This is a genomic window from Dissulfurispira sp., assembly GCF_036745535.1.
Taxonomy (GTDB): Bacteria; Nitrospirota; Thermodesulfovibrionia; order Thermodesulfovibrionales; family Dissulfurispiraceae; genus Dissulfurispira.
On the sequence record NZ_DAIOFX010000004.1, the window covers coordinates 26,067 to 50,637 of the forward strand.

Annotated in this window: 34 protein-coding genes and 1 pseudogene; 27 read left to right on the forward strand and 8 right to left on the reverse strand. The window is 44.2% G+C overall.

Annotated features, from left to right (window positions below; translation table 11 throughout):
- Positions 1 to 12 precede the first annotated feature (12 nt).
- The 16 genes and pseudogenes from V7L97_RS01895 (at position 13) to V7L97_RS01970 (ending at position 11,322) form a co-directional block, all read left to right on the forward strand.
- Positions 13 to 237, forward strand: coding sequence for a cytochrome c3 family protein (locus V7L97_RS01895; RefSeq protein ID WP_333652893.1), 225 nt, complete (start codon positions 13 to 15; stop codon positions 235 to 237).
- Entirely contained in the window at positions 230 to 337 is a 108-nt protein-coding gene (locus V7L97_RS01900) for a cytochrome c3 family protein (RefSeq protein WP_333652895.1), read from the forward strand. Before V7L97_RS01895 ends, V7L97_RS01900 begins: the two co-directional genes overlap by 8 nt.
- A 25-nt stretch (positions 338 to 362) precedes the next feature.
- Complete coding sequence (nadB, locus tag V7L97_RS01905) at positions 363 to 1,898, forward strand: L-aspartate oxidase (protein WP_333652898.1); 1,536 nt, start codon at positions 363 to 365, stop codon at positions 1,896 to 1,898.
- Positions 1,899 to 1,959: 61 nt separating this feature from the next.
- The gene (locus V7L97_RS01910) at positions 1,960 to 2,211 is read left to right on the forward strand and encodes a type II toxin-antitoxin system HicB family antitoxin (RefSeq protein ID WP_333652900.1); all 252 of its coding nucleotides are present in this window, start codon (positions 1,960 to 1,962) and stop codon (positions 2,209 to 2,211) included.
- Positions 2,212 to 2,436, forward strand: coding sequence for a type II toxin-antitoxin system HicA family toxin (locus V7L97_RS01915; protein ID WP_333652903.1), 225 nt, complete (start codon positions 2,212 to 2,214; stop codon positions 2,434 to 2,436). It begins immediately after the preceding gene.
- Positions 2,437 to 2,458: 22 nt separating this feature from the next.
- A complete protein-coding gene (gene pyk, locus V7L97_RS01920) occupies positions 2,459 to 3,868 on the forward strand; it encodes a pyruvate kinase (protein ID WP_333652906.1) in 1,410 nt (469 codons plus the stop codon).
- A 41-nt stretch (positions 3,869 to 3,909) separates the two neighbouring features.
- On the forward strand, positions 3,910 to 5,013 hold the full coding sequence (gene pheA, locus V7L97_RS01925; protein ID WP_333652908.1) for a prephenate dehydratase: 1,104 nt from the start codon (positions 3,910 to 3,912) through the stop codon (positions 5,011 to 5,013).
- On the forward strand, positions 4,991 to 6,124 hold the full coding sequence (gene hisC, locus V7L97_RS01930) for a histidinol-phosphate transaminase (RefSeq protein ID WP_333652911.1): 1,134 nt from the start codon (positions 4,991 to 4,993) through the stop codon (positions 6,122 to 6,124). Before pheA ends, hisC begins: the two co-directional genes overlap by 23 nt.
- An 18-nt stretch (positions 6,125 to 6,142) precedes the next feature.
- Entirely contained in the window at positions 6,143 to 7,168 is a 1,026-nt protein-coding gene (gene aroF / locus V7L97_RS01935; protein ID WP_333652913.1) for a 3-deoxy-7-phosphoheptulonate synthase, read from the forward strand.
- Positions 7,169 to 7,194: 26 nt separating this feature from the next.
- On the forward strand, positions 7,195 to 8,061 hold the full coding sequence (locus V7L97_RS01940) for a prephenate dehydrogenase (protein ID WP_333652916.1): 867 nt from the start codon (positions 7,195 to 7,197) through the stop codon (positions 8,059 to 8,061).
- Positions 8,062 to 8,064: 3 nt separating this feature from the next.
- Positions 8,065 to 9,369, forward strand: a complete 1,305-nt coding sequence (aroA, locus tag V7L97_RS01945; RefSeq protein WP_333652918.1) for a 3-phosphoshikimate 1-carboxyvinyltransferase — start codon at positions 8,065 to 8,067, stop codon at positions 9,367 to 9,369.
- 98 nt (positions 9,370 to 9,467) lie between these two features.
- On the forward strand, positions 9,468 to 9,677 hold the full coding sequence (locus tag V7L97_RS01950; protein WP_333652920.1) for a hypothetical protein: 210 nt from the start codon (positions 9,468 to 9,470) through the stop codon (positions 9,675 to 9,677).
- Positions 9,652 to 10,086, forward strand: a complete 435-nt coding sequence (locus V7L97_RS01955) for a type II toxin-antitoxin system VapC family toxin (protein WP_333652922.1) — start codon at positions 9,652 to 9,654, stop codon at positions 10,084 to 10,086. The genes V7L97_RS01950 and V7L97_RS01955 overlap by 26 nt, the downstream gene beginning before the upstream one ends.
- Positions 10,087 to 10,179: 93 nt before the next feature.
- Positions 10,180 to 10,414, forward strand: a pseudogene (locus V7L97_RS01960) (restriction endonuclease); the annotation flags it as partial.
- Between the two features lie 261 nt (positions 10,415 to 10,675).
- Positions 10,676 to 10,921, forward strand: a complete 246-nt coding sequence (locus V7L97_RS01965; RefSeq protein WP_333652926.1) for a ribbon-helix-helix protein, CopG family — start codon at positions 10,676 to 10,678, stop codon at positions 10,919 to 10,921.
- Complete coding sequence (locus V7L97_RS01970) at positions 10,918 to 11,322, forward strand: putative toxin-antitoxin system toxin component, PIN family (RefSeq protein WP_333652928.1); 405 nt, start codon at positions 10,918 to 10,920, stop codon at positions 11,320 to 11,322. Before V7L97_RS01965 ends, V7L97_RS01970 begins: the two co-directional genes overlap by 4 nt.
- Before the next feature lie 45 nt (positions 11,323 to 11,367).
- Here the strand turns inward: V7L97_RS01970 and V7L97_RS01975 are convergent, their stop codons facing one another.
- From V7L97_RS01975 to V7L97_RS01995, 5 genes are all read right to left on the reverse strand, one after another.
- Positions 11,368 to 11,652: a type II toxin-antitoxin system RelE/ParE family toxin gene (locus tag V7L97_RS01975; RefSeq protein WP_333652931.1), complete on the reverse strand. Its 285-nt coding sequence runs from the start codon at positions 11,650 to 11,652 to the stop codon at positions 11,368 to 11,370.
- Between the two features lie 121 nt (positions 11,653 to 11,773).
- Complete coding sequence (locus V7L97_RS01980; protein WP_333652933.1) at positions 11,774 to 11,989, reverse strand: DUF2283 domain-containing protein; 216 nt, start codon at positions 11,987 to 11,989, stop codon at positions 11,774 to 11,776.
- Positions 11,990 to 11,991: 2 nt separating this feature from the next.
- A complete protein-coding gene (locus V7L97_RS01985) occupies positions 11,992 to 12,258 on the reverse strand; it encodes a hypothetical protein (protein ID WP_333652935.1) in 267 nt (88 codons plus the stop codon).
- A 139-nt stretch (positions 12,259 to 12,397) separates the two neighbouring features.
- Positions 12,398 to 12,724 carry a type II toxin-antitoxin system RelE/ParE family toxin gene (locus tag V7L97_RS01990; RefSeq protein ID WP_333652937.1) on the reverse strand — a complete coding sequence of 109 codons (327 nt, stop codon included), beginning with the start codon at positions 12,722 to 12,724 and terminating at the stop codon, positions 12,398 to 12,400.
- Positions 12,721 to 13,005, reverse strand: coding sequence for a type II toxin-antitoxin system Phd/YefM family antitoxin (locus V7L97_RS01995; RefSeq protein WP_333652939.1), 285 nt, complete (start codon positions 13,003 to 13,005; stop codon positions 12,721 to 12,723). The genes V7L97_RS01990 and V7L97_RS01995 overlap by 4 nt, the downstream gene beginning before the upstream one ends.
- Before the next feature lie 161 nt (positions 13,006 to 13,166).
- Here V7L97_RS01995 and cmk point away from each other — a divergent pair, with 161 nt between their 5' ends.
- The 11 genes from cmk to V7L97_RS02050 all read left to right on the forward strand — a co-directional run bounded on the left by cmk (position 13,167) and on the right by V7L97_RS02050 (position 21,726).
- Positions 13,167 to 13,817, forward strand: a complete 651-nt coding sequence (gene cmk / locus V7L97_RS02000) for a (d)CMP kinase (protein ID WP_333652941.1) — start codon at positions 13,167 to 13,169, stop codon at positions 13,815 to 13,817.
- 16 nt (positions 13,818 to 13,833) lie between these two features.
- Positions 13,834 to 14,418 (forward strand): lysophospholipid acyltransferase family protein, encoded by a 585-nt coding sequence (locus V7L97_RS02005; protein WP_333653002.1) that lies wholly within the window; start codon positions 13,834 to 13,836, stop codon positions 14,416 to 14,418.
- A 36-nt stretch (positions 14,419 to 14,454) separates the two neighbouring features.
- A complete protein-coding gene (gene ispH / locus V7L97_RS02010) occupies positions 14,455 to 15,330 on the forward strand; it encodes a 4-hydroxy-3-methylbut-2-enyl diphosphate reductase (RefSeq protein WP_333652943.1) in 876 nt (291 codons plus the stop codon).
- Positions 15,330 to 16,943, forward strand: coding sequence for a 30S ribosomal protein S1 (gene rpsA / locus V7L97_RS02015; RefSeq protein ID WP_333652944.1), 1,614 nt, complete (start codon positions 15,330 to 15,332; stop codon positions 16,941 to 16,943). The genes ispH and rpsA overlap by 1 nt, the downstream gene beginning before the upstream one ends.
- Before the next feature lie 3 nt (positions 16,944 to 16,946).
- The gene (sppA, locus tag V7L97_RS02020; protein ID WP_333652946.1) at positions 16,947 to 17,801 is read left to right on the forward strand and encodes a signal peptide peptidase SppA; all 855 of its coding nucleotides are present in this window, start codon (positions 16,947 to 16,949) and stop codon (positions 17,799 to 17,801) included.
- A gap of 76 nt (positions 17,802 to 17,877) precedes the next feature.
- Entirely contained in the window at positions 17,878 to 18,165 is a 288-nt protein-coding gene (locus V7L97_RS02025; protein ID WP_333652948.1) for an HU family DNA-binding protein, read from the forward strand.
- Positions 18,166 to 18,211: 46 nt separating this feature from the next.
- Positions 18,212 to 18,655 carry a QcrA and Rieske domain-containing protein gene (locus V7L97_RS02030; protein ID WP_333652951.1) on the forward strand — a complete coding sequence of 148 codons (444 nt, stop codon included), beginning with the start codon at positions 18,212 to 18,214 and terminating at the stop codon, positions 18,653 to 18,655.
- Positions 18,655 to 19,302: a cytochrome b gene (locus V7L97_RS02035; RefSeq protein ID WP_333652954.1), complete on the forward strand. Its 648-nt coding sequence runs from the start codon at positions 18,655 to 18,657 to the stop codon at positions 19,300 to 19,302. Before V7L97_RS02030 ends, V7L97_RS02035 begins: the two co-directional genes overlap by 1 nt.
- A 33-nt stretch (positions 19,303 to 19,335) precedes the next feature.
- Positions 19,336 to 19,710: a hypothetical protein gene (locus V7L97_RS02040; protein ID WP_333652957.1), complete on the forward strand. Its 375-nt coding sequence runs from the start codon at positions 19,336 to 19,338 to the stop codon at positions 19,708 to 19,710.
- A gap of 42 nt (positions 19,711 to 19,752) precedes the next feature.
- Complete coding sequence (locus V7L97_RS02045; RefSeq protein WP_333652959.1) at positions 19,753 to 20,712, forward strand: ABC transporter ATP-binding protein; 960 nt, start codon at positions 19,753 to 19,755, stop codon at positions 20,710 to 20,712.
- 12 nt (positions 20,713 to 20,724) lie between these two features.
- Positions 20,725 to 21,726, forward strand: a complete 1,002-nt coding sequence (locus V7L97_RS02050) for an ABC transporter ATP-binding protein (RefSeq protein WP_333652961.1) — start codon at positions 20,725 to 20,727, stop codon at positions 21,724 to 21,726.
- 2 nt (positions 21,727 to 21,728) lie between these two features.
- On the opposite strand, the gene V7L97_RS02055 is transcribed toward V7L97_RS02050, so the two are convergent.
- The 3 genes from V7L97_RS02055 to V7L97_RS02065 form a co-directional block, all read right to left on the reverse strand.
- Positions 21,729 to 22,064: a hypothetical protein gene (locus V7L97_RS02055; RefSeq protein WP_333652963.1), complete on the reverse strand. Its 336-nt coding sequence runs from the start codon at positions 22,062 to 22,064 to the stop codon at positions 21,729 to 21,731.
- 182 nt (positions 22,065 to 22,246) lie between these two features.
- A complete protein-coding gene (locus V7L97_RS02060) occupies positions 22,247 to 23,731 on the reverse strand; it encodes an HDOD domain-containing protein (RefSeq protein WP_333652965.1) in 1,485 nt (494 codons plus the stop codon).
- A 149-nt stretch (positions 23,732 to 23,880) separates the two neighbouring features.
- A partial coding sequence (locus V7L97_RS02065; protein ID WP_333652967.1) for a peroxiredoxin family protein occupies positions 23,881 to 24,571 on the reverse strand: 691 nt, incomplete at its 5' end.

The following is a 24,571-nucleotide window of genomic DNA, read 5'->3' on the forward strand; positions in this document are numbered from 1 at the left end:
CGGAGGGGAGAGATGAAGATTTTGGCAGGCCGGATTTTGACTATAGTGCTGATAATGTTTTTTCTTGTTGGTGTTGCTACGGCGGTTCCAATTGGAAGGGTTCTGGAATGGAAGACAGGGATAAGCACGGTTGTTTTCGACGGCGGCATCCATGCTCAGAAAGGTTTTAAGTGCAGCGACTGCCATCCCGACCCGTTCATGATGAAAAAGGGATATGCAAAAAATGAAGATGGCTGAGATCATTAAGGGGAAATACTGCGGCAAATGCCATGACGGCGAAAAGGCATTTGCTTCAAATAAGGCAGAATTTTGTGCACGGTGTCATAAGAAGATGTAATTAAAAGGAGCAGGCAGGCGATAAAATGCAAACCATCGATACAGATTTCCTTGTCATCGGCAGCGGCGTTGCAGGGCTCAGGGCAGCTATAGAGCTTGCTCGGCACGGCAGGGTTACTGTTGTCACTAAAGACATCCCCACAGAAAGCAGCACAGAGTATGCACAGGGAGGGGTAGCAGTTGCATTAAGCGATGAAGACGAAGTAGGCATTCACTTCGAAGACACCATAAAGGCAGGCGACGGCCTCTGCAGGGAAAATGCAGTGAAGGTGCTCGTGGAAGAAGGGCCTGCAAGGATCCTTGAGCTTATAGAGTGGGGCGCGGAGTTCGACAAGGAAGGGACAAAGCTTTCCTTTACCATAGAGGCAGCCCATTCAAGGAGGAGGATACTCCATGCCCACGGAGACTCAACAGGCAAGGAACTGGAAAGGGTGCTCATAAATAAGGTCAAAACATTCAAAAATATACAGAGACTTCAATTTTGCACGTCAATCGACCTCATTGTTGAAGATGAAAGATGTCTCGGGGTATATGCGTTAAAAGACGGCGATATTATTGCTGTTCATGCGAAGGCAACATTGCTGGCAACAGGCGGCGCAGGGCAGGTGTTTTCGAGGACAACAAATCCTGCTGTTGCGACCGGTGACGGCATGGCCATTGCGTACAGGGCAGGAGCTATTCTCGAGGATATGGAGTTTGTGCAGTTTCATCCCACCGTGCTCTTTGCACCGGCTGCCCCGCAGTTTCTATTGAGCGAGGCAATGAGGGGAGAAGGAGCAATTCTGAGAAATATATTTAAAGAGCCGTTTATGAAGAACTATCATCCTGATGCAGAGCTTGCACCGAGGGATGTAGTCTCAAGGGCGATTATATCGGAGATGGTGAGGACAAACAGCAGCAATGTATATCTTGATCTCACGCATCGGGATTCGGAATTTGTTAAGAAAAGATTTCCGAGGATTTATTCCACATGCCTTCAGTATGACCTGAACATAACAAGGGAATTGATACCTGTATCGCCTGCAGCTCATTACATGATGGGGGGAGTAAGGACAGACCTCAATGGTGCAACGAATATAGATGGCTTGTATGCAGCAGGAGAGGTTGCATGCACAGGCGTTCACGGCGCAAACAGGCTTGCAAGCAACAGCCTCCTTGAAGGGCTTGTGTATGGGTACAGGGCAGGAGTTGCCGCTGCGCAGCAAGGAGGTCAAGGGCCAAAGGTCAAGGGTCAAGAAAGAAAAACCTCTGATATATCCGCGCCTGATTTTGATCTGGAAGAGGTGAGGACATCGCTCAGAAGACTCATGTGGGAAAAGGTCGGGATAATAAGGTGCGGCGTTTCTCTTAATGAAGCAATGGAGAAATTATCGGAGTGGAAGCATATACTCGAAATGGATTTTAATACGAGGCGCGGGCTTGAGTTAAAGAACATGCTTACCGTGGGATTTTTGATAACCGGGACAGCATTGGAGAGGAAAGGCAGTGTCGGTGCTCATTACAGGTCTGACTTCAAAGAAAGGGGCGAAAACTGGCAGAGGCATATAAGTGTGAGAAGGTAGAATGAGGCGTATGCTTTTTTGTGATATACTGTATTTAAAGTAAGTTGGCTGGAGGTTTTGCATGCTAACAGAATACATTGAAGAGGCTTTAAAAAGGGCTCGTTATGAGATTATAGACGATGAGGAGCCGTATTACGGAGAAATAGAAGAACTGAGAGGCGTTTGGGCTTCCGGGAAAACCCTCGAGGAATGCAGAAATAATCTTAAAGAAGTTATAGAGGGATGGATACTTCTAAGTATTAAAAAGGGACTTCCAATCCCGCCTTTAGGAGAAGTCGAAATAAAAGAAATGCCTGAAGAAGCCCTTTCATAGATGTCTAAACTGAAGCCTGTCTCTCATGATGAACTTATAAAAAGACTCAGAGAATTTGGGTTTAAAGGCCCGTTTAGCGGTGGCAAGCATCTATACATGGTTAAGGACACTTTAAGACTTACTATTCCCAATCCTCATAAGAAGGCCATCGGAATTGATCTTTTAATAAAAATCCTTAAGCAGGCGGGCATTGCAAGAGATGAATGGATAGGAGAAGAAGAGTAGAAAATCCTCTCGGAGTGATGACATGCGTAAAGCAAAGATCGTCTGCACAATAGGCCCTGCATCCGGCAGCAGGAAGGTAATTAGCGAATTGATTAAAAGCGGCATGGATGTCGCCCGCTTGAACTTTTCCCACGGAGATCATGAAACCCATCAAAAAGTTGCATCCATTGTCCGTGAAGAATCGTCAAAACAGAACAGGATAGTATCTATCCTTCAGGATTTGCAGGGCATAAAGATAAGGCTGAGCGATATGGAGGGCGGAAGCGCGACTCTGAAAACAGGAGATGATGTCTTTCTTCATCCGGGAAAGGAAATAAGCGATAAAAAGAATTTGTTCATTACTTATTCCGCCTTGTTAAAGGATGTGAAAGCCGGCGACAGGATACTCATAGATGACGGACTCATAAAGCTCGGTGTGACAGGCAGGACAAAGGATGCCCTAACTGCAAAGGTTTTGGAGGGAGGAGTTCTAAAATCGAGAAAGGGCGTTAATCTGCCTACTTCAAAGACAACACTGCCTGCATTTACAGAAAAGGACAGGAGAGACCTCGAATTCGGACTCAAAATGGGTGTTGATTATGTTGCGATATCATTTGTGAGAACGGCAGAGGATATAAAGCTTGTACTGGATTGGGCAAAAAGGAAGGGAGTAAAGCTGCCACCCATAATAGCCAAGATAGAAAAACCGGAGGCTCTGGATAATATCAACGAGATTATGGACATGGTTGACGGTATCATGGTTGCGAGGGGTGACCTCGGCGTGGAAATGCCCACAGAGAAGGTCCCCATGATCCAGAAGATGCTCATAGACCTCGCAAACAAAAAGGGTAAACTTGTCATAACAGCCACGCAGATGCTTGAGTCTATGACGCAGCATACACGGCCCACAAGGGCTGAGGCAACGGATGTTGCAAATGCCGTCCTGGATGGCACGGATGCATTGATGCTTTCTGCAGAAACAACGGTCGGTAAATATCCTGTTGAGTCTGTTAGGATGATGGATATGATAATAAGATACACAGAGGCAAGTTTCACACGCAGGGCTGTGTCTCCATATGAGATAGGAAATACGTTTCCTGAGGCTATTGCCGATAGTGCGTGCGAAGCTGCACACGATATCGGTGCAAAGGCGATTGTTGTTTTTACCGGTTCTGGATTTACCGCAAAATTAATCTCAAAACTCAGGCCGGATGTGCCAGTAATAGCCTTTACTCCAGATGAAACGGTTTTGAGGAGAATTTCGCTTTATTGGGGGACATCTGCGAAATTGATAAGGCGCAGCGATATGGAAATCCTCGATGAGAAGTTTATGTCAGAGATAGAAAAATCCCTCGTAAAAGAAAAATTGGTCAAAAAAGGCGACAGCATTGTATTCGTCGCAAGCTCTCCATTTTTAGGCAAGCCGAATATTATAAGGCTCCACAGGCTTTAAGCATTGAAAAATCAGCATATATTGCTGTATCATTAAAAACTATGTCCGAGAACAAAGAGATAAACGCCAGCCTCGAAAAACTCAGGGAAGAGATAGACGGAATCGATGCGGGGATACTCGAGCTTTTAAATAAAAGGGCTAATATAGCCATAGATATAGCCAATATAAAGAGAAAGACAAGTCTCAAATTTTACTCCCCTGAACGTGAGAGGGCAATCCTTGAGCGCATCACTGAATTAAATAAGGGACCGTTCCCCAACGATGCATTGAAGGTCATTTTCAGGGAAATAATGTCAGCATCGCTCTCCCTCGAAGAACCCCTCAAAGTGGCATACCTTGGGCCTGAAGGGACATTTACCAACCTTGCTGCAATGAGACATTTTGGTTCTTCCGCCAGATATATCCCTGTTGACAGTATAAAGGCTGTGTTTGATGAGACAGAGAGCGGGATGGTGAATTATGGAGTTGTTCCCATCGAGAACTCCAATGAAGGCGTTGTCAGCTATACCCTCGACATGTTCATGGATTATGACCTGAAGATATCAGCAGAAGTGCTTCTGGAGGTTTCGCACAACCTCCTGTCAAAAAGCGGGGAAAGGGAAAAGGTGAAAAAGATATATTCACATCCACAGGCTACTGCCCAGTGCAGGGTTTGGCTTGAGGCAAGTATGCCAAACATCCCGATACTCGAATCCACGAGCACTGCGAGGGCAGCAGAGATTGCTTCGCAGGACGAAGAAGCCGCTGCTATTGCCAGCGAGCTTGCTGCAAGGGTCTATGACCTTCAGTTTGTGGAGAGACATATAGAGGACAATAAAAACAACTATACAAGGTTTCTGGTGATATCAGAGGATTACCCGTCAAAATCAGGTAAGGATAAGACATCCATACTGTTTTCTGTGAAGGACAGGCCGGGGGCCCTTTATGATGTGCTGCTTCCATTCAGAAAATCGAAGATAAACCTCACGAAAATAGAATCGAGGCCTTCAAAGAGGAGGGCATGGGAGTATATCTTCTTTGTTGACATGGAAGGTCATATAGAAGACAAAAAGGTTAGAAAGGCAGTAGAAGGAATAAAAGAGACATGCCTCTATTTAAAACATCTTGGCTCATATCCTATCGATGAAAGAACTGAAAGGGAATAGCGCTGTGCCAAAAAATAAGATAATGCCTCTGGAGTATGTATCCAAGATAAAGCCGTATGTGCCCGGAAAGCCTGTTAAGGAGCTTGAGCGTGAACTTGGTATAAAGGACAGCATAAAGCTTGCATCCAACGAGAATCCTCTCGGCCCGTCTCAAAAGGCACTAAAGGCATTGCGGGACTTCCTTCACAACGGCAGCGAGCTGAGCCGTTATCCTGACGGAGAAGGTTATTACCTGAAAAGTGCCATTTCCGAAAAACTAAGTGTAGGGACGGACGAGATAATTCTTGGCAACGGCTCCAATGAGCTGATAGATATAGCTGTCAGGACATTTATGGGGCCTGGGGATGAGGCTATTATGGCAGCGCCGTCGTTTGTTGTCTATTCCATGGCGACAAGTTCTGTTGGGGCTAAATCATTGGAGATACCTCTTACAGATTACAGGCATGATCTGGCGGCAATGGCTGATGCGATTACAGGGAAGACAAAGATTGTCTTTATCGCAAACCCAAACAATCCAACAGGCACAATAAATAAAAGGGACGAATTCGAGAGGTTTATGGATAAGGTTCCCGATGGCGTGTTTGTTATTATTGATGAGGCATACTACGAGTATGTGGCGGATTCCGAATATCCCGATACCATTAAATATTTTATGGATGGAAGGGATATCCTTATTCTCAGGACATTCTCAAAGGCTTATGGACTTGCAGGGCTGAGAATAGGCTACGGCATAGCCAGGAAAGATATAGCAGCAGAGATGAACAAGATCAGGAATCCCTTTAACGCAAATACACTGGCACAACTTGCAGCAATGAATGCATTAACGGATGACGAGCACCTGAGAAAATCGGTTGAAATTAATAGGCAAGGAAAGGAATTCCTCTATAGGGAGCTTGATTCCATGGGAATCACGTATGTTCCTACAGAGGCGAATTTTATATACATGCCCCTGCATGTGGAATCGAAGATCATGTATGACGCCCTTTTGAGAATGGGCGTGATTGTAAGACCTGTGGGGCCGAGGGAAATAAGGGTTACCATAGGACTGCCCGAGGAAAACAAGCGCTTCATTGAAGCATTAAAAACAGTCATAAAATCGTTGAGTAATTAAATAATAGAGGAGGAAGTTATGGATATCATAGTGCTGAGCCCGGATACGCCTGAAGAGGATGTAAGGCATGTCCTTAAAAAGCTTGAGAGCAAAGGACTGAAGGCAACCGTATCCCAAGGGACAGAGAGAACTATCATCGGCGTAATTGGAGATACATCAAAGGTTACGGAAGAGGAAGAAGATGCCATCCGTGCAATGACCGGCGTTGAAAATGTGGTGAGGATTCTCAAGCCTTACAAGCTCGCAAGCCGTGAATTCAAGAAGGAAAATTCAGAGATAAATGTGAGGGGAAATATTATCGGAGGCAAAAAGATTCCTGTGATGGCAGGGCCTTGCGCCGTGGAGAATAAGACCATACTCATGAACATAGCAGAGAAGGTGAAAGATGGTGGGGCAACATTCCTCAGAGGCGGTGCTTATAAGCCGAGGACGTCTCCATACTCATTCCAGGGACTCGGTGAGGAGGGTCTGAGATACCTCGCAGAGGCAAGGGAAAGGACAGGGCTCCCCATCATTACAGAAATAATGGATCCGAGGGATATGGATGTAATCGTTGAGTATGCGGACATCATCCAGATAGGCGCAAGGAACATGCAGAACTTCAGACTGCTTCTCGAAGTCGGCTCTGTTGACAAGCCCGTACTCCTTAAGCGCGGACTTTCCGCAACCATAAAGGAATGGCTTATGTCCGCAGAATATATAATGTCCAGGGGAAACCAGGATGTCATGCTGTGCGAAAGAGGGATAAGGACATTCGAGACAGCAACAAGGAATACCCTCGATCTGAGCGCAGTGCCTGTACTTAAGAAGCTGACCCATCTCCCTGTAGTCGTTGATCCGAGCCATGGCGTCGGGAAATGGGATCTGGTTGCGCCGATGGCAAAGGCAGCAGTTGCAGCAGGCGCAGATGCGCTTATTATAGAGGTTCACTCAAATCCTGAAGAGGCGCTTTCAGACGGTGAACAGTCATTAAAGCCTGATATGTTTGCGCAGCTTATGAAGGAGCTCAAGCCCATAGCACAGGCAGTTGGAAGGGAAATGTAAAGACAGTGAAAAGTGGATAGTGAATAGTGAATAGTGAGAAAAATATATTTTTTAATAAAGTATCCATCATCGGCGTTGGCCTCCTTGGCGCATCTTTTGCCCTTGCATTAAGAGAAAAAGGTTTATGCAAAACTATAATTGGCTTTGGCAGGAGCGAGGATAATCTAAAAAGGGCAAAGGAAAGGGGGATAATAGACGATTACAGCCTTGATGTGAGGAAGGCCTGTGAAGATTCCGACCTTATACTCCTTTCAACACCTGTCGGTGCATTCAGAGAGATTGCCGAAAGGATAAAAGATACTTTAAAGCAAGACGCCCTCATAACAGACGTGGGAAGCGTAAAAGGCAGACTCGTCCATGAATTAGAGTCATTAATGCCGGATAGGGCGCATTATATCGGCTCGCATCCCATAGCAGGCAGTGACAAACCAGGCATTGATGATGCAAGGGCTGATCTATTCAACAATGCAAGGTGTATCGTTACGCCTACCGAAAAATCCGACGAACCGGCTAAAGAGAAAATTATATCGATATGGGGAGCAGTCGGTGCAAAAGTAGAGGTGATTGACCCATTTACTCATGATGAGATATATGCGGCAGTAAGCCACTTCCCGCATATTATTGCCTACTCCATCGTGAATACAGTCGGAGATATCGATTCAAAATATATAGGATACGCTGGAAAGGGTTTTAAAGACACAACGAGGATTGCCCTCAGTTCTCCAGAGATGTGGAGGGACATATCCATATTCAATAAAGAGAATCTCATAAAGATGATGGATGTTTTCAGGGAAAACCTCGATAAGATAACAAAATGCCTCATGGAAAATAATGCCTCCGGGATCGAAGAGGAGTTTTTAAGGGCACAGACATTAAGGAAAAAGCTGAAATAGTGAATGGAAATCGTAGAATTAACAAAGGCAAAATCCTTAAAAGGCGAGATAACCCCTCCACCTGATAAATCCATTTCCCACAGGGCAATTATGTTTGCCTCCATTGCAGATGGCAAAAGCATTGTCAAAAATTTCCTCAGGGCAGAAGATCCCATAAGCACCATGAATGCATTCAGGATGATGGGAATCGAGATAGAAGAGAAAGCCGGCAATGAGCTTGTTATTCATGGCAAAGGACTATATGGTTTAAGAGAGCCATTTGATGTTATAGACTGCGGCAATTCAGGAACGACTGCGAGACTCATATCAGGGATACTCTCAGGGAATCCATTCTTCTCTGTTCTTACCGGGGATGATTCTTTAAAGCAGAGGCCTATGGCAAGGGTCATTAATCCATTGAAGGAAATGGGAGCGGATATCTCTGCAAGAAGCAGCGATAAATACCTTCCAATGGCGATTAAAGGCAAAGGGCTTAAGGCAATAAATTACAATATGCCAGTGGCATCGGCACAGGTGAAGTCATGTCTGATACTGGCAGGGCTATATGCAGACGGCACAACCATTATCATAGAGCCGCAGAAATCCAGGGATCATACAGAGAGGATGCTCAGGGCAATGGGTGCGGAGATCGAGGTTGAAGGTCTTACAATAAAGGTAAAGGGTGAAGGGTCAAGGGTCAAGGGATTGCAGCCAATTGATATAACAATTCCATCTGATTTCTCATCTGCTGCATTTTTTATTGCAGGCGCATTGATCGTCCCTGATTCAGAAATCTTAATCAGAAACGTCTGTATAAATCCAACAAGAACAGGTTTGCTCGATGTGATAAAAAATATGGGCGGAGATGTAAGAATTGAAAATATGAGGGATATCTCCGGAGAACCTGTTGCTGGTATGTATTGCAAAAGTGCAGGCAGTTTAAAGGCAGTTAAAATAGGCGCTGATATTATGCCTTCTCTGATAGATGAATTCCCAATACTCTGCGTTCTCGCTACACAGGCAGATGGAGTTACCGAGATAAGAGGCGCAGAGGAGTTAAGAGTCAAGGAGTCGGATAGAATTAAGGCTATGGCAACGGAACTGAAAAAATTAGGCGTCGAGCTTGAAGAATATCCTGACGGCATTGCAATTAAAGGCAAGGCATCTCTGAAAGGCAATGTAGTGGAAAGCTATCATGACCACAGAATAGCCATGTCCCTTGCAATTGCTGCACTTGTTGCAGAAGGCACAACAACCATCAATAACCCATCCTGCGTAGACATATCATTCCCCGGATTTTTTGAGGAATTAAAGAGGATAATGCGATGAAGTTTTTAGATAGAATTTCATAATATGCGGATTGTTCTAAAGAGGCTATTGATTAATGTGTATATAATTATATAATATACACATGGAGGTGATTAACTATGCAGACAACAGAAAAAGTTAGAAAGCAGTTTATCCTTGACCCTGCCAAGATCAAGATGGTTAAAAAGATTACCCGTGCAGCAACCGACACAGAGGCTGTTAACAGGGCATTAGACATGGTTATCGCAAATGAAAAAATCGAAAAAGCGCTTGCGGCAGTAAAGGGCAAGGGCAAGATCAGAGATGTCTACGGCAGGGCATCCGTTTAAAGCCCTTTGCGACACCTCAATATACATTCCTTTTATCAATAAAGGAATGACCCATCCTGTATTTGCCGGGTCCGCCAGACCCGTGCTTTATATGAGCATGGTTGTGCTTGCAGAATTGTACGCTGGCAGCCATGACGTTAATTCTATAAAACTTGTCGATAGATTGCACAACACATTTTTAAGTGTTAGAAGGCTTTGCGTTCCGAATAATGAGGACTGGAGAAAAACAGGAATAATAATGGCAAAGCTCGGGCAGAAATATGGATTTGAAGCAAAATATATCTCAAGAATCCAGAACGATATCCTGATTGCATGTTCAGCAAGGAGAATCGGCGCTTTCGTTGTCACAAGCAATAAAAAAGATTTCTTACGTATAAAAGAGTTCATGGATTTTCGGATTTATGAATAAAATGGGTAATGAACTGGGTAATATATAATGTGTCCAGATTTTGAGGTTTTTGGGAAATGAATGTTTTATATGGGCGGGATGGGGAGATGTTATCAAATTAGAGACTTTAGGGGAGCTATGCAAGGCAGAGCAGATAAAGGCCTTTTCATCACAACAGGCACCTTTACACGTGATGCAATAAGAGAGGCAACAAGAGATGGGGCTCCGCCTATCGATCTTATAGATGGCGAACTGTTAACTGATAAATTAAAAGAATTAAAACTCGGATTAAAAATCGAACTTGTTGAAAAAAATTGATGTAGATGAAGAGTGGTATAGAAAAATATAAGATTGCCGCCAATAGGGGACACCCGATGTTCACAATTAAGTCTGAACGGGGATACCAGGAAAAAAGGGGATGGTTCTATTTTTAAAATTCCGACAAAGTCCTTTGCCTTACACCCTCAGAATCCTCTGCCGTAATAGGTCTTCACAGTTTCGACGGCCGTCAAGCAATATTCCCTGAAACATTCCAATAAAATTCCGTCTGTTTGACACTTGTATATATATGATATACAATATATACAAATTATGCAGCGGAGGTAAAAATATGTCAACACAGATGATCATAAGGATAGATGACGAGGTCAAAAACAGGCTCAAAAGGCTTGCAAGGCTTGAGGGAAAAACAACGAGCGAAATTGTCAGGGAGTTGATAGAAGAACGCATTAAAGAGCGTGATATAGGCGCATATGTTGATGACCTGTGGAACAGAATCGGGAAAAAATTGAAATCAAAAGGCGTAACGCCAGCAGCCATAGATAAGGCGATAAAAGCCTCTCGAAAACAGGGATGAAGGTAGTAATTGATACAAATATCTTCGTCTCATCTTTTTTCGGAGGCAACCCAAAGAAGATTATAGACTTGTGGAGAAAAGAGAAAATAACGCTTTGCCTGTCTCGTGCCATTCTTGATGAATATATTGATGTCCTCGGCAGAATCGGCTTGAAGGACGAACAAGAACTCGAAGAGTTGTTGTCTCTTTTCTCAAAAGGGTTTAACATTCTGTTTACCACAAAAACATCACAGTTAAAGATTGTAAGAAATGATCCCGATGATAATAAGTTTATTGAGTGCGCTGTGGCATTAAAGGCAAATGTTATTATTTCAGGGGATAAGGAAGTCCTTGCCGTAAAGGAATACATGGGCATCAAGATATTAACACCGCAGCGGTTTTTGGAGGGCGTTCTTAAATAGTCCGTAATCGAGACATCTTTTAAATTTTCTGCAAAGTCCTTTGTCTTATTCCCTCAGAATCCGCTGCTGCAATAGCTCTTCGCAGTTGCGCCGGCCGTCAAGCACGGCGTGGATGAAAACGGTTTTGCCCTTGATTTCATATATGATATGATATGGTTTGAAAAATATTTCTCTGAAATCGAGTATTCCCAATCGCTGCATCTCAGGCGGGTGATTGCCCCGTGCAGGCATTGTTTCAAGGGAAGTCATTGCCTTTTGTATGTTGTCAAGCAGATGCTCCGCCTTCGCAGGCGAGTCATTATTTACTATATACCTGTAGATTGTTAACAATGACTGGGGTCAGGTCTTGCTTCTTGCCATTTCATCATTTATTAAAAACTCGGCTTGGCAGAGTCTTGCTGAAGCACTCAAACAGTGCAATAGAGCAGAAGCGCGGAGGGGGAATTTAAAATTACTGAGCGTGTAACGCGAGGTCTTCGAGTGTAACTTTCTTGAACACGTCCTTTGTCCCAAAACGCTTCACTGCATCTAATATCTCAATGCCTGCTATTTTACCTTCGGCATCGTAATCCACTGCGATCCCTTCAGCAACATGCTTGGTTGTTACTGTTGTCTCTATGAAACGGATGTACAGAGCATCAACCTCAGAGTCATATGTTATTCTCACCCTTATCCCTCCTTCTCAAAGAAATAGGTATATACTGTTACAACAACAATCTCCGTGTCCTCTTCAACGAAGATCGGCCTGACCTGCTTTACTTTATAATACTTCTTATTCCACTCTTTTTCAAAGGTAAAGTTTTTTCTGCTTTCAAGCCTTCCCAGTTCTGCTGTTTGCCACAAAGAAGTCCTGATTGTCTCGACGACTTCTTCCTCTGTGGTTCCTCTGAAAATAAGTTGTTCTTTTGCATGTCCTGATAACCTTATTGGTTTCATTGCAAGCACATTTTATACTAAACGCGTCAATTTTTCAGCACTAATCTTTGCCTTCTTCAATCTCATCACAGTGTTTGGGATCAGCTTTTGATTTTATATTTACATAATTTTTTAGAAACCCAGCTTGTCGATACTTGAATTACGCCCTCAGAATCCGCTGCTGCAATAGCTCTTCGCAGTTGCGCCGGCCGTCAAGCACGGCGTGGATGAAAACGGTTTTGCCCTTGATTTCATATATGATATGATATGGTTTGAAAAATATTTCTCTGAAATCGAGTATTCCCAATCGCTGCATCTCAGGCGGGTGATTGCCCCGTGCAGGCATTGTTTCAAGGGAAGTCATTGCCTTTTGTATGTTGTCAAGCAGATGCTCCGCCTTCCGCGGTGAGTTGTTATTTGCTACATACCTGTAGATTGCGTAAAGGTCGCCTGACGCTACATTATCTATGCGGACTTCATATTTCATGCCTTCCCGGCAGAGCGTATTTTCTTTTTCAATTCTCCGAATGCCTGATGAAGGGGTTTATGCCTGCCTTCAAGCATATCTTTTCTTCCCATTGCCAGGATCTTCAGCATAGCCATGCTTTCGCGGTCTTTTTCATATTCCTTTATGTCCTGAATTATTGCCCGTGCCTCTCCGTTTACGGTTACGACAACTGGATTGCCGGTTTCGGATATTTCTCCGATTATTTCCGACGCGCGAGATTTAATATGGCTTATGGGTTTGACGGCTGCGCTCAGTTTCATCTCTTCCTCCTTAAATGACTAAAATTAAGTCTTTATTCAGTCTATTAAATTTTAATGAGAAATTAAAGCATTTTTTGAGCGCAGGGACCTGGCTGAGGATAGCCGAAGCATGCCTGCCTTACATAAATCGTTTAATTTAGGTTAGAATACCCCTTATTCTTATGGGTAGGGTAATAGCTATAGACGGGCCTTCAGGCGCAGGAAAGAGCACAATATCGAGGCTTGTAGCAGAAAGGTTGGGCTTTCAATTTCTCGACACAGGCGCATTGTATCGTGCTACAGCCCTGCATTTAAGGAGAAAGGCAATAGAGCCTGAAAGCCATGATATCGAAATCCTTGATGCGCTTAACGGCGTCACCATAAACTTTAAAAATGGCCGCGTCTTCCTAAACGGCGAGGATGTCTCAGAGGAGATAAGGACAACCGAGGCAGGCCATTATGCATCCGTATTTTCGGCTAAGAAGGCTGTAAGAGATTTCCTGCTCCAGATCCAGCGTGATGCTGCTATTGAAAACGATATTGTGGCAGAGGGCAGGGATATGACGACTGTCGTATTTCCCTCTGCATGGAAGAAGTTTTTCCTCGATGCCTCAGAGGAAGGAAGGGCAAAAAGGCGTTATCTTCAGTTAAAGGAAAAAGGCATGGGTATAACAATGGAAGAGGCATTGAGGGACGTGCAGGAGAGGGACAAAAGGGACAGCAGCAGGGATATTGCTCCGCTTAAAAGGGCTGATGACGCCATTTATATAGATACCACGGATTTGAATCTCGAAGATGTTCTAAAAAGGGTATTGGAGGCAATAGGCAATTAAAATCCTTCATCTTCTTATCCGGCCTGTAGGCTATCTCTTATTCAAGGTATTTTTCAGGCTCAAGGTTTACGGCTCGGAATTTATTCCTGAAAAGGGCGGTGTGATAATCGCTGCCAATCATGTAAGCTTCCTCGACCCTCCTCTTCTTGGGGTAGTTTTAAAGAGAAGGGCGACCTTTATCGCAAAAAGGTATCTCTTTTCTATGCCGATCATAGGGCATATAGTGAAGCTTTATTCCATTCCTGTTGATGCTGGCAGGACACGGCCTTCAACCATAAAGGAGGCGGTGAAGAGGCTTAAGATGGGAGAATTGGTCGTTATATTTCCTGAAGGGGGAATAAACCTGAATGGAAGTTTCATCGATGCAAAGAGGGGGATAGGACTGATTGCTGCTATGAGCGGCGTCTACATAGTCCCCGCCTTTATTGACGGTACGCAGAGGGCGCTGCCTGTTGGTTCGAAGTTTTTGCGGCCAGCGAAAATAGAGTTGCATTTCGGGCATCCTTTAAAATTAGAAGAAAACGAGGATGCAAAGGAGTTTGAGGAAAGGATATGCATGGATATAATGGGCAAAATAAAGGCATTGTCCTCTTGCCTATAGCCTGTTCAATCCTGTATCCTATATCTGAATTGTATTATGGGTACCAGTCTTAAAATAATTACCGCGAAACGGGCAGGCTTCTGCTTCGGTGTAAAAAGGGCTATTGACATGGCCTTTGATGCTGCCCATAAAAACGGCCAAAAAGATGATAAAGAATGCTGCGATGTATATACCCTCGGCCCTGTCATCCACAACCCTCAGGTGATAGAGAAACTGAAGTCAGAAGGCGTACAGCCTACAGATGATATAGACAACCCAAAGATAAAAACCATTATAATAAGGACTCACGGCGTTCAGCAGGAAGTATTGGACAAACTGTCCAAAAAGGGATATAAAGTGGTGGATGCCACATGTCCCTTTGTTAAAAAGGCGCAGCAATATGCTAAACTCCTGAAGGAAGACGGCTATCAGGTTATTATCATTGGAGATAAGGATCATCCGGAGGTTAAGGGCTTGATGAGCTATGCAGGTGAAGATGTGGTTGTTGTTAATAAAGATGACGGCTTGCCTCATCTTAAAAGCAGGGTTGGGTTTGTCGTGCAGACAACGCAGCCTCTGAGCGTCCTGAAAAAATTTATATCCGAGGCAGTAGAGCAGGTAAAGGAGCTGAAGGTGTTCAATACCATTTGCAATTCCACTGCCCTGAGGCTTAAAGAGACCGAGGAGATGGCAGGGAAGGTGGATGTGATGATCGTTGTGGGCGGCAAAAACAGCGCCAACACAACCCAGCTTGCGCAATTATGTGCTTCCATGTCTATTCCAGCGTACCATATAGAGACGGCTTCGGAGATAAAGGACGAATGGTTTTCAAATGCAGATAAAGTCGGAATAACTGCAGGGGCATCGACCCCTGATTGGATCATAAAAGATGTGGAAAAAAGAATTAGGGATATAAGAGGAGAGGGATCATAATGGAAACACAAACAAAGGAAGAAACAAAAGACCTTGAGAAGCTCTATGCCGAGACGCTGCACAGAGTAGAGAGGGGAGGCATCACAAAGGGCAAAATCATTGCGGTGAAGAGCGATGTCGTGGTGGTGGATGTGGGGTACAAGTCAGAGGGGATAATTCCTGTTGCCGAGTTTACCGAAGATGAGCTTTCGAACTTAAAAGAGGGCGATAACGTAGAGGTATTTGTAGAAAGGATAAACGACCAGGAAGGTGTTGTAATTCTTTCCAGGGACAGGGCAGCAAAGATAAGGACATGGGAGATGTTGACCGAGGCGCACAGCAGCAATGTCAGGGTGGAAGGAAGAGTGGTTGGAAAGACAAAGGGAGGATTGTTTGTTGATATAAAGGGCATAAAGGCATTTCTTCCGTCTTCGCAGATAGATATCAAGGCGGTTAAAGATATGGATTCTTATATAGGACAAACTATGGCCGTGAGAATACTCAAGATAACGCCGCCGAGGGGGTATGCCAATGTTCTCGGTAATCAGGCATCGGTGATTGTATCCCGAAGGGCTGTGATAGAGGAAGAGAGGCATGTAAGAAAGGAAGAGACGCTTAAACTGCTGAAAGAGGGTGCTCTACTGAAAGGCATTGTAAAAAATATTACCGATTACGGCGTATTTGTCGACCTCGGCGGCATCGACGGTTTTCTTCATATATCGGACATATCATGGAGGAGGGTTAATCACCCTTCGGAATTCTTCTCTGTAGGCGACGAGAGGGAGTTTGTTGTACTTAAATACGACGAGGGTACCGAGAAGGTTACCCTCGGGTACAAGCAGAAAAAGCAGGATCCGTGGATTTCTGTGGAAGATAAGTATAAAGCCGGGATGAAGCTCAAAGGGAAGGTTGTAAGCATAACGGATTATGGTGTTTTTGTTGAGATAGAGGAAGGACTCGAAGGCTTTATCCATGTATCGGAACTGGATTGGGCCCCGAGGCCAAAGCATCCTTCAAAATATGTCTCCGGCGGAGACGAGGTAGAGGCAGCAGTTATTAATGTCAATAAGGACGAGAGAAAATTATCCCTTACCATCAAGCAGTTGAAGCCCAGGCCGTGGGACCTTGTAGGCCAGAATTACAAGGTCGGACAGAGGATAACCGGAGAGGTAAAGACTGTCACCGATTTCGGCGCCTTTGTGAGGCTCCCGGAGGGTGTTGACGGGCTTATACATATTTCGGACCTGTCATGGATAAAGCACATAAAGCATCCGTCAGAGGTATTGAAAAAGGGCCAGAAGATCGATGCTGTCATCCTCGGCCTTGAGCCTGATAAAGAAAGGATGGCCCTTGGAATAAAACAGATGACCCCGGACCCATGGCAGAGCGAAATCCCGGCAAAATTCAGGCTCGGGGATGAGTTCAAGGGAAAGGTGTTAAGGATTACTGACTTCGGGATTTTTGTAGAGCTTGAAGGAGGAGTGGAAGGACTCGTTTATTCGTCAGAGGTGGATGCCTCCATGGAAATTAAAGAGGGCGATGAAATATGGGTGAGGATTATAAAGGTGAATGTGGAGGAAAGAAAAATAGGTCTCAGTATGAAGAACCTGAAAAGTGCAGCAGTGGAGCGATGAGTAATGAAGGTTAAGAAGACCTGCATTTTCATAATACTATTTTTGGTGATTCTAATAGCCATCAGCGCCCTCTTTACGTTTTTTCAGAAAGAGGTCCCGCTGAAGGAAAAAGTGGCGCTGGTTAATGTTGAGGGGCCTATACTCCAGGCAAAGCACACGGTGGATGAAATCAAGGACTATGTAAAGGACAAATCCATAAAGGCCATAGTCCTGAGGGTTGACAGCCCTGGAGGAGGCGTTGTCCCTTCTCAGGAGATATACGAAGAGGTCAGGAAGGCTGCTGCCCAGAAAAAGGTCATCGTATCCATGGGCTCTGTTGCAGCCTCAGGAGGCTACTACATATCGGCCCCTGCGAGCAGGATTATCGCAAATCCAGGCACTATAACAGGCTCCATAGGTGTAATCATGGAGGTTCCGAACATTAAGGGTCTTATGGATAAAATCGGAGTAAAGACCGAGGTCATAAAGAGCGGAAAACATAAGGATATAGCTTCTGTATTCAGGGAAATGGGGAGCGAAGAGAAGGAGATAATACAGGGAGTGATGAACGACGTCCATGAACAGTTTATCAAGGCCGTATCCGACGGAAGGAGAATCCCCATCGAGGATGTAAGGAAGATAGCAGATGGGAGAATATTCTCAGGGAATCAGGCAGCAAAGATCGGCCTTGTGGACGAGATCGGAAACCTTGAATATGCAATCAAGACAGCAGCAAAAATGGCCGGCATAAAGGGCGAGCCTGATGTGGTAACAAAGAAAGAAAAATCTCCTCTTCTTGAACTGCTTAACGGAAAGATTTCTGAAAGTGTTTCGAAGGTTGTTCCTAAAATAGAACTGAAATATATGTATATACCATAGAAAAGTAATAAGCACTAAGTCCAAAATTCAAATTTCGAAATTAGGATTTGGAATTTGTTTTAATAGGAGGTATTTTATGACAAGATCGGTCTTAATAGAGAAGGTGACGGAAAGGCTGGAAGGGCTTACCAAGAAACAGGTGGAGACGATTATCAACACGATCTTTGACGGTATGAAAGATGCCCTTGCACGTGGAGAAAAGATAGAGATAAGGGGCTTCGGGAACTTCAGGCTTAAACAGAGGAATGCAAAGACAGCGAGAAATCCGAGGACTGGAGAAAAGGTTCAGGTGCCTGCCAAGCAGGTGCTGCACTTCAAGGTCGGCAAGCCGTTCCATAATGCACTCAACTCAGCTAATGAGTAGATGAGTAGATGGGTACACCATTTACTCATTCACCCATTTACTCATAGTGAAAAGAAGGGATTTTCTAAAGAGGGCAATAAAGGTTTTTTTCTCGATCCTTGCTGTTGCTATCCTTTCCGCCCTTGTTTATATATACCCCTCAAAAATCAAAAATAGAAAACTCCATTATATGTACCTCATGGATGAGGATGACCTGCCGAGGAAGGGTGTAAGGAAAATAGAATTCGAATATAAGCTGGAAGACAGGACAATCACCAATCGGGTTTTTGTCGTTGCCGGCAATGACGTATTGACTGCATTTTCACCGGTGTGCACTCATTTAGGATGCCTGGTGAACTGGGATAACAATAAAAAGGAATTTCTCTGTCCGTGTCACGGCGGCAAGTATAATATGAACGGCGAAGTGATTGCAGGGCCTCCTCCAAAGCCTTTGACGAGACTGCCGCTTGAGATTAAGGATGGAAAAGTTTATGTGGGGATTAAGGTGTAATGGGTAAAATCTTCGATTGGATAGACAGCCGTTTCGGAGTAAAGGAGCCTCACAAGAGGTTTTTGCAGAGGCCTGTGCCTTCAAATGTAAATTACTCTTACTGCCTCGGAGGCATGGCATTCACATATTTTCTGATACTTGCATTTACAGGCCTATTGCTGTCCATATATTATGTGCCTTCTGAAAAAGAGGCATTCAAGAGCGTGGTGGCTATTACCAATGAAGTTACTCTCGGATGGCTTGTGAGAAGTCTTCATAAATGGTCTGCGAATCTCTTTATCATTTTCACAATCCTTCATACCATCAGGGTCTTTGTGTATAAGGCATACAGACCTCCGAGGGAATTAAACTGGATGGCGGGTGTTTTGGGTTTTGTAATAGCAATGGCATCGGGCTTTACAGGCTATCTATTGCCGTGGGACCAGAAGGCATACTGGGCAACAGAGGTTGGTACATCAATGTTCGGGACAGTGCCTTTGATAGGCGACTATCTGATGTATGCTGTGAGAGGCGGACTGGACATCAACGGCACAACACTTATAAGGTTTTACAGTTTTCATGTCCTTTATCTGCCTGTCTCAATGGCGGTGATTCTCTGGGCGCACTTTCATATGGTTAAAAAACAGGGGATAGCTGGAGGACTCTGAGAAATTCAGTGGAGTGATGGAGTATTGGGAGTAATGGGGGAACAGAAAAAAGATAAGAAATTCTATCCTGATTATCTTTCGGAAATAATAGTCGCTATCTTAGTTGCTTCAGAAATCTTGATAATTTTGGCACTGCTTTATTATCCTTCCATCGGAAGGCAGATAGACTTTACAAGGCCTTTTCAGCCAAAACCCGAATGGTATTTCCTCTGGCTCTACCAGCTTGTGAGGTATTTTCCGGGCAAGAGCGCATTTATAGGCACGGTGGCGATTCCGGTAGTTTCAGTGCTCTTGCTGCTATTGATTCCATATATTGATAGGGGTAGAAATGGAAGATTAAAGGCAATCGCAGCGGGGAGCATTCTCTTGCTTATGTTTTTGATACTTACACTGCTCAGTGTGCTGTAGATATATTGACAACTAATCAAATAAACCCTTATCATCCTCTGCATGTCCGTTTCGCTTCTTAATATAAACAACCTCTCTGTATCATTCAAGACAGACAAAGGCCCCATCAAGGTTGTGTCTAACCTTTTTTTTGACATTAAAAAGGCAGAAGTCTTTGGCCTTGTTGGAGAAAGCGGATGCGGTAAGAGCCTTACTGCCTTGTCCATTTTGGGAATCCTTCCGAGCAATGCATTTGCAGAAGGCGAAATCTCGTTTAATAATAAAAATCTTCTGACACTCAGAGATGCTGAAATGCGCAATCTGCGCGGCAAGGATATATCAATGATCTTTCAGGAGCCCATGACATCCCTGAATCCTGTTTTAACCATCGGCTACCAGATAGCAGAGGCATTGGTTACGCATTTTGGTATATCAAAAAAAGAAGCCATGGACAGGACTGTGGAATTGCTGAAGGCTGTGAAAATACCGTCTCCTGAATTAAGGATAAAGGACTATCCCCATCAAATGTCAGGCGGAATGAGACAGAGGGTAATGATAGCAATGGCAATTGCATGCAATCCATCTCTCTTAATTGCCGATGAGCCGACAACCGCCCTCGATGTTACGATACAGGCGCAGATACTGGAGCTCCTTCAAGGATTGAGAAAAGAAAGAGATATGGCTATCCTTTTAATAACCCATGACCTGAGCATTATCTCGGAGCAGGCAGACAGGGTTGCCATAATGTATGCAGGAAGGATTATGGAGCTTACCGATGTGGATGAACTTTTCAGAAACCCACTCCATCCGTACACGCATGGCCTATTGCAATCCCTGCCCGTGGCTAAGGGAGTTGCATTAAAACCCATAACAGGTTTTGTACCTAATCCTGAAAACCTTCCGGCAGGATGCAAGTTTTCGGACAGATGCTATCTTGCATCTGATGAATGTAGAAGGTCTGAACCAGAGCTGGTGGAAATCTCTGGAAATCATTTTGTCAGATGCATAAAAATCAGGCAATAGGCGATAGATATTATGGAAAACAATATTATTTTGAAAGTTGATTCCATTAAGAAATATTTTCCGGTAAAAGGCAGAGGCTTTGGTAAACCGCATAAATGGCTTAAGGCTGTCGATAATGTCAGCTTTGAGGTGAAGAAAGACAGCGTCTTTGCTATCGTTGGCGAGAGCGGATGCGGCAAATCAACAATTGCACGGCTTGTGCTGAAGCTGCTTCCGCTCACAGAAGGAAAGATATATTTTAAGGGAGAAGATGTTTCTTATCTTGCAGGCGATGCCCTCAAGAAGTTCAGACGCTCCGTGCAGATAGTATTCCAGGACCCATTTGCGTCGTTGAATCCGAGGATGAGGATTATCGATACGTTATCAGAACCATTTAAGATACATAAGATAATGCCTAAGAATGAGATGAAAGACAGGGTTGTGAATCTTCTTGAGAAGGTAGGTCTGAATGCGGATGCAGCGAACAGGTATCCCCATGAATTCAGCGGAGGACAGAGACAGAGGATATGCATAGCAAGGGCGCTAACTGTTTCGCCTGAACTCATAGTTGCCGATGAGCCGCTGTCGGCCTTGGATGTATCGATTCAGGCACAGATACTTAATCTGCTACAGGACATTAAAAGAGAATCAGCCATATCATTGATTTTTATAAGCCACGACCTTAAGGTGGTTCACTATCTGAGCGATGAGGTTGCGGTTATGTACTTGGGGAAGATTGTGGAAAAGGCAAAGACAGAGGACTTATTCAAATCGCCAAAACATCCGTATACAGAGCTATTACTTTCATCTGCACCTAAAATTAGAGTTCAGAGTGATGAGTCAGGAGTTATGGATAAAGAATCTAAACTCAAAACTCTTAACTCTAAACTCATAACCGACGTTCCCAGTCCTATCGATATTCCAACCGGCTGTCCGTTTCATCCAAGGTGTCCCAAGAGGTTTGATATCTGTGATAGGGTAGTGCCCGAGCTGAAGGATATAGACGGCAGGCTTGTATCATGCCATCTGTATTAATATCAGAGGTTGTCGATATTCTTGAGAGAACTGAACATCATCTCGGCAGTATCCTGTTTTAGCCTTACCACGGCATCCACCAAGGAAAGGAGCGTGTCTGCATCCATCAATGTCCGTGCTGTTAAAACTATTTTTCTGTCTTGACGGTTTTCGGATAACATCCTGATTATTACATCAAGTGCATCTTTGCTCATGTTATTAATGTCGTCGACAATCAATAGAGGTTGTTCGGATTTTACGGAATCGAAATCTCTGACATTATGGAGGACAGTTGCCGAATCATTATACTTGCTGATATTTGGTTGAGTATTAATCCCCGATTCGGTGTAATAGTACACATCCCACAATCCTCTGGTTGACTTAAGAGTTGCAACAGTTTTCCCTGTGCCTTCCCATCCCGATACAGGATCCTCGCGTGCATTTTTATTGTATTCCTCAGGATTTCTTCTTTTGCAGCGAACGCTATTTGTGGGTCCATATAAAAAGTGTCAAAGTTTCAGAGTGCCGGATACCTTTAAATTCAGTATCCCTGTATCTGTTTTATCACCATAACTGTCTGGTCACGGAGTATCTTGAGGTAATTCAATTGTCCGCTTGATACCGTTTGAAAGCCCCCTTTATCCCCTTCGATATAAAACATGCCTATCGGTTTGTTGTTGATGATGATGGGCAGGAGGATGATGAATGCCTGGGAAGGTGCCTTGCTCCTGTACCAATCGGGCAGCAATCCCTTTATATCGCTTGCAGTAATGTCCTTTATGACCAGATCCTTCTGCTTTAAGGCAGCAACAGCAAATACATTGTCCGTATTTTCAAAGCCTATCTTGAACCATTTTTTTATTTCTTCGATACTGCCGCCGAACCCAAACCGTATGCTCATGACAGGAAGCTTTGTATCTTTTATGAAGAATAACACATTGGAGAGCCCTGACAACTGCATTCCCCTGTACATGGTTTCAAGGACGATCCTGATGATGTCATTCAGAGAGAAGTTGCTCATGATTGCACTGTTGACATCCTGAATGCCCTTTGTAAATATGCTTTCCGGTGTATCTGCCTTTTCGTCTTCAATGATGCTGTCGATCGTCTTAAGGGAATCTGTTGTAAAGTCAAACTGTGCAAGGTCTTCAGCACTCCCGGTCTCCCTGTCTTTCGGCAGGCCTAAAAGCTGTCTGCTGAATGGAACATTGTTCAGGTTGAGATTAAAGACATTTGAGAACTCGACCAAATCCTGTATTGATGCATCTATTATATCAACTATTTTATTGGCGATTACCCCGAAATGGTCTTTAAATGATTTTATGAGTTTGTCTATCTTTTCGCTCCGCTCTTTTTTGTCCGGATACATTGCCATGATGCGCGAGATCTTATTCGAAAATGTGGAAAGGCTCCGCAATTTATCCATTTCAGAGGGTTTGGGGGTAATCTCCGATATGCTGAAATCGGGCATGCACTGTATGATCTTAGATGGGAAATTCCATTCCTTCGCGAGGGACATGCCGATCCCCTCATACGATGTCCCTAAAACAGAATGGGCTGCAAGATCTCCGGAAATCCCCTTTTCGTGACTGAAATGCTTTATCTCATCGATCTTCTCCGGAATGGAGAATGCAACCATGAGTCTGCCGAATGTATGAAATAGGGAGCATATGAATACCTCTTCCTTATCTCCGAAATTGATGTCCTGAGATATTTTTTGTGACAATATTGCACTGTAAAAAGACTTTACGACCGTATCCATGAGTTCGCTGTCGGAGCTGTGCTTTTGCAGGTGATCGAAAAGTACGAGGGTAACGGCAATGTTCTTTATATTCTCAAAGCCCAGAAATATAATCGCCCTCGAAATTGTGGTCACTTCTCCGAACTGTGCATAATTGACGCTGTTCACTAGCTTTAGAATCCTTGTGGTTAATGCGTAGTCTTTTAAAATGATATTCGCAAACTCGGAGATTGAGGCATCCTCCGAGGACTTGAATTTGTTCAGGAGATTGACAGTGTTTGACATTGCAGGGAAATCGCTGTTCCGCTGCAGACGGAAAAGGATGGTATCTTTTATGTTTTGATTGTCCACTATAATCCGTAAGGGGGACTTTGTCCCCCTTACGAAATCCCCCTTTTAAAAATTCTTTGGTTTTTAATCACTTTTAATATATCTTACAGCAGGGCTTCTATCTCTTTTATTATCTCGGGGTCTGTCCAGTCCTGTTCTCCGAAGTACTTTTCAACAATGACCCCTTTTTTGTCGATGAGAAAGGTTGTGGGCATCATAAATACTTTATAGAGAGAACGCGAGACAGAGAGGTTGTAGTCCACAACTATGGTGAAAGTGACAGGATTCTTCTTGAGGAAATCCTTTACATCCACCACTGCCCTGTCTGTGGATACTGCGAGTATTACCAGCCCTTTGTTTTTCAGCATTTGCTGGAGTTTATTCATTGACGGTATCTCTGCCCTGCACGGGGGACACCACGTTGCCCAGAAGTTCAGGAGCACTACCTTGCCTTTGAACGAGGAAAGGGATACAGGATTCCCGTTAATATCCTTCAGGGTAAAATCCGGCGCCTTCTGCCCCGAAAGCTTCTCAACAGCATAAGGCGAAGGAGGCTGGGCATTAACGGCAGTGAAGAACAGCAGGCAAATGGTAAATGGTAAAAGGCAGAAGATAATGGAGTAATGGAGTAAACGGCTTGGAGTGATGGAATGATGGAGTAATGGAGCTATTTTCTTGGAGTATTGGAGTATTGGAGTATTGGGAATAGTGCGTTCTGGAGACGAAAAGCACTTGAGAGCGTATTGGAGTATTGGAGTGTTGGAGTGTTGCTGTTTCCCATTACTCCAATTCTCC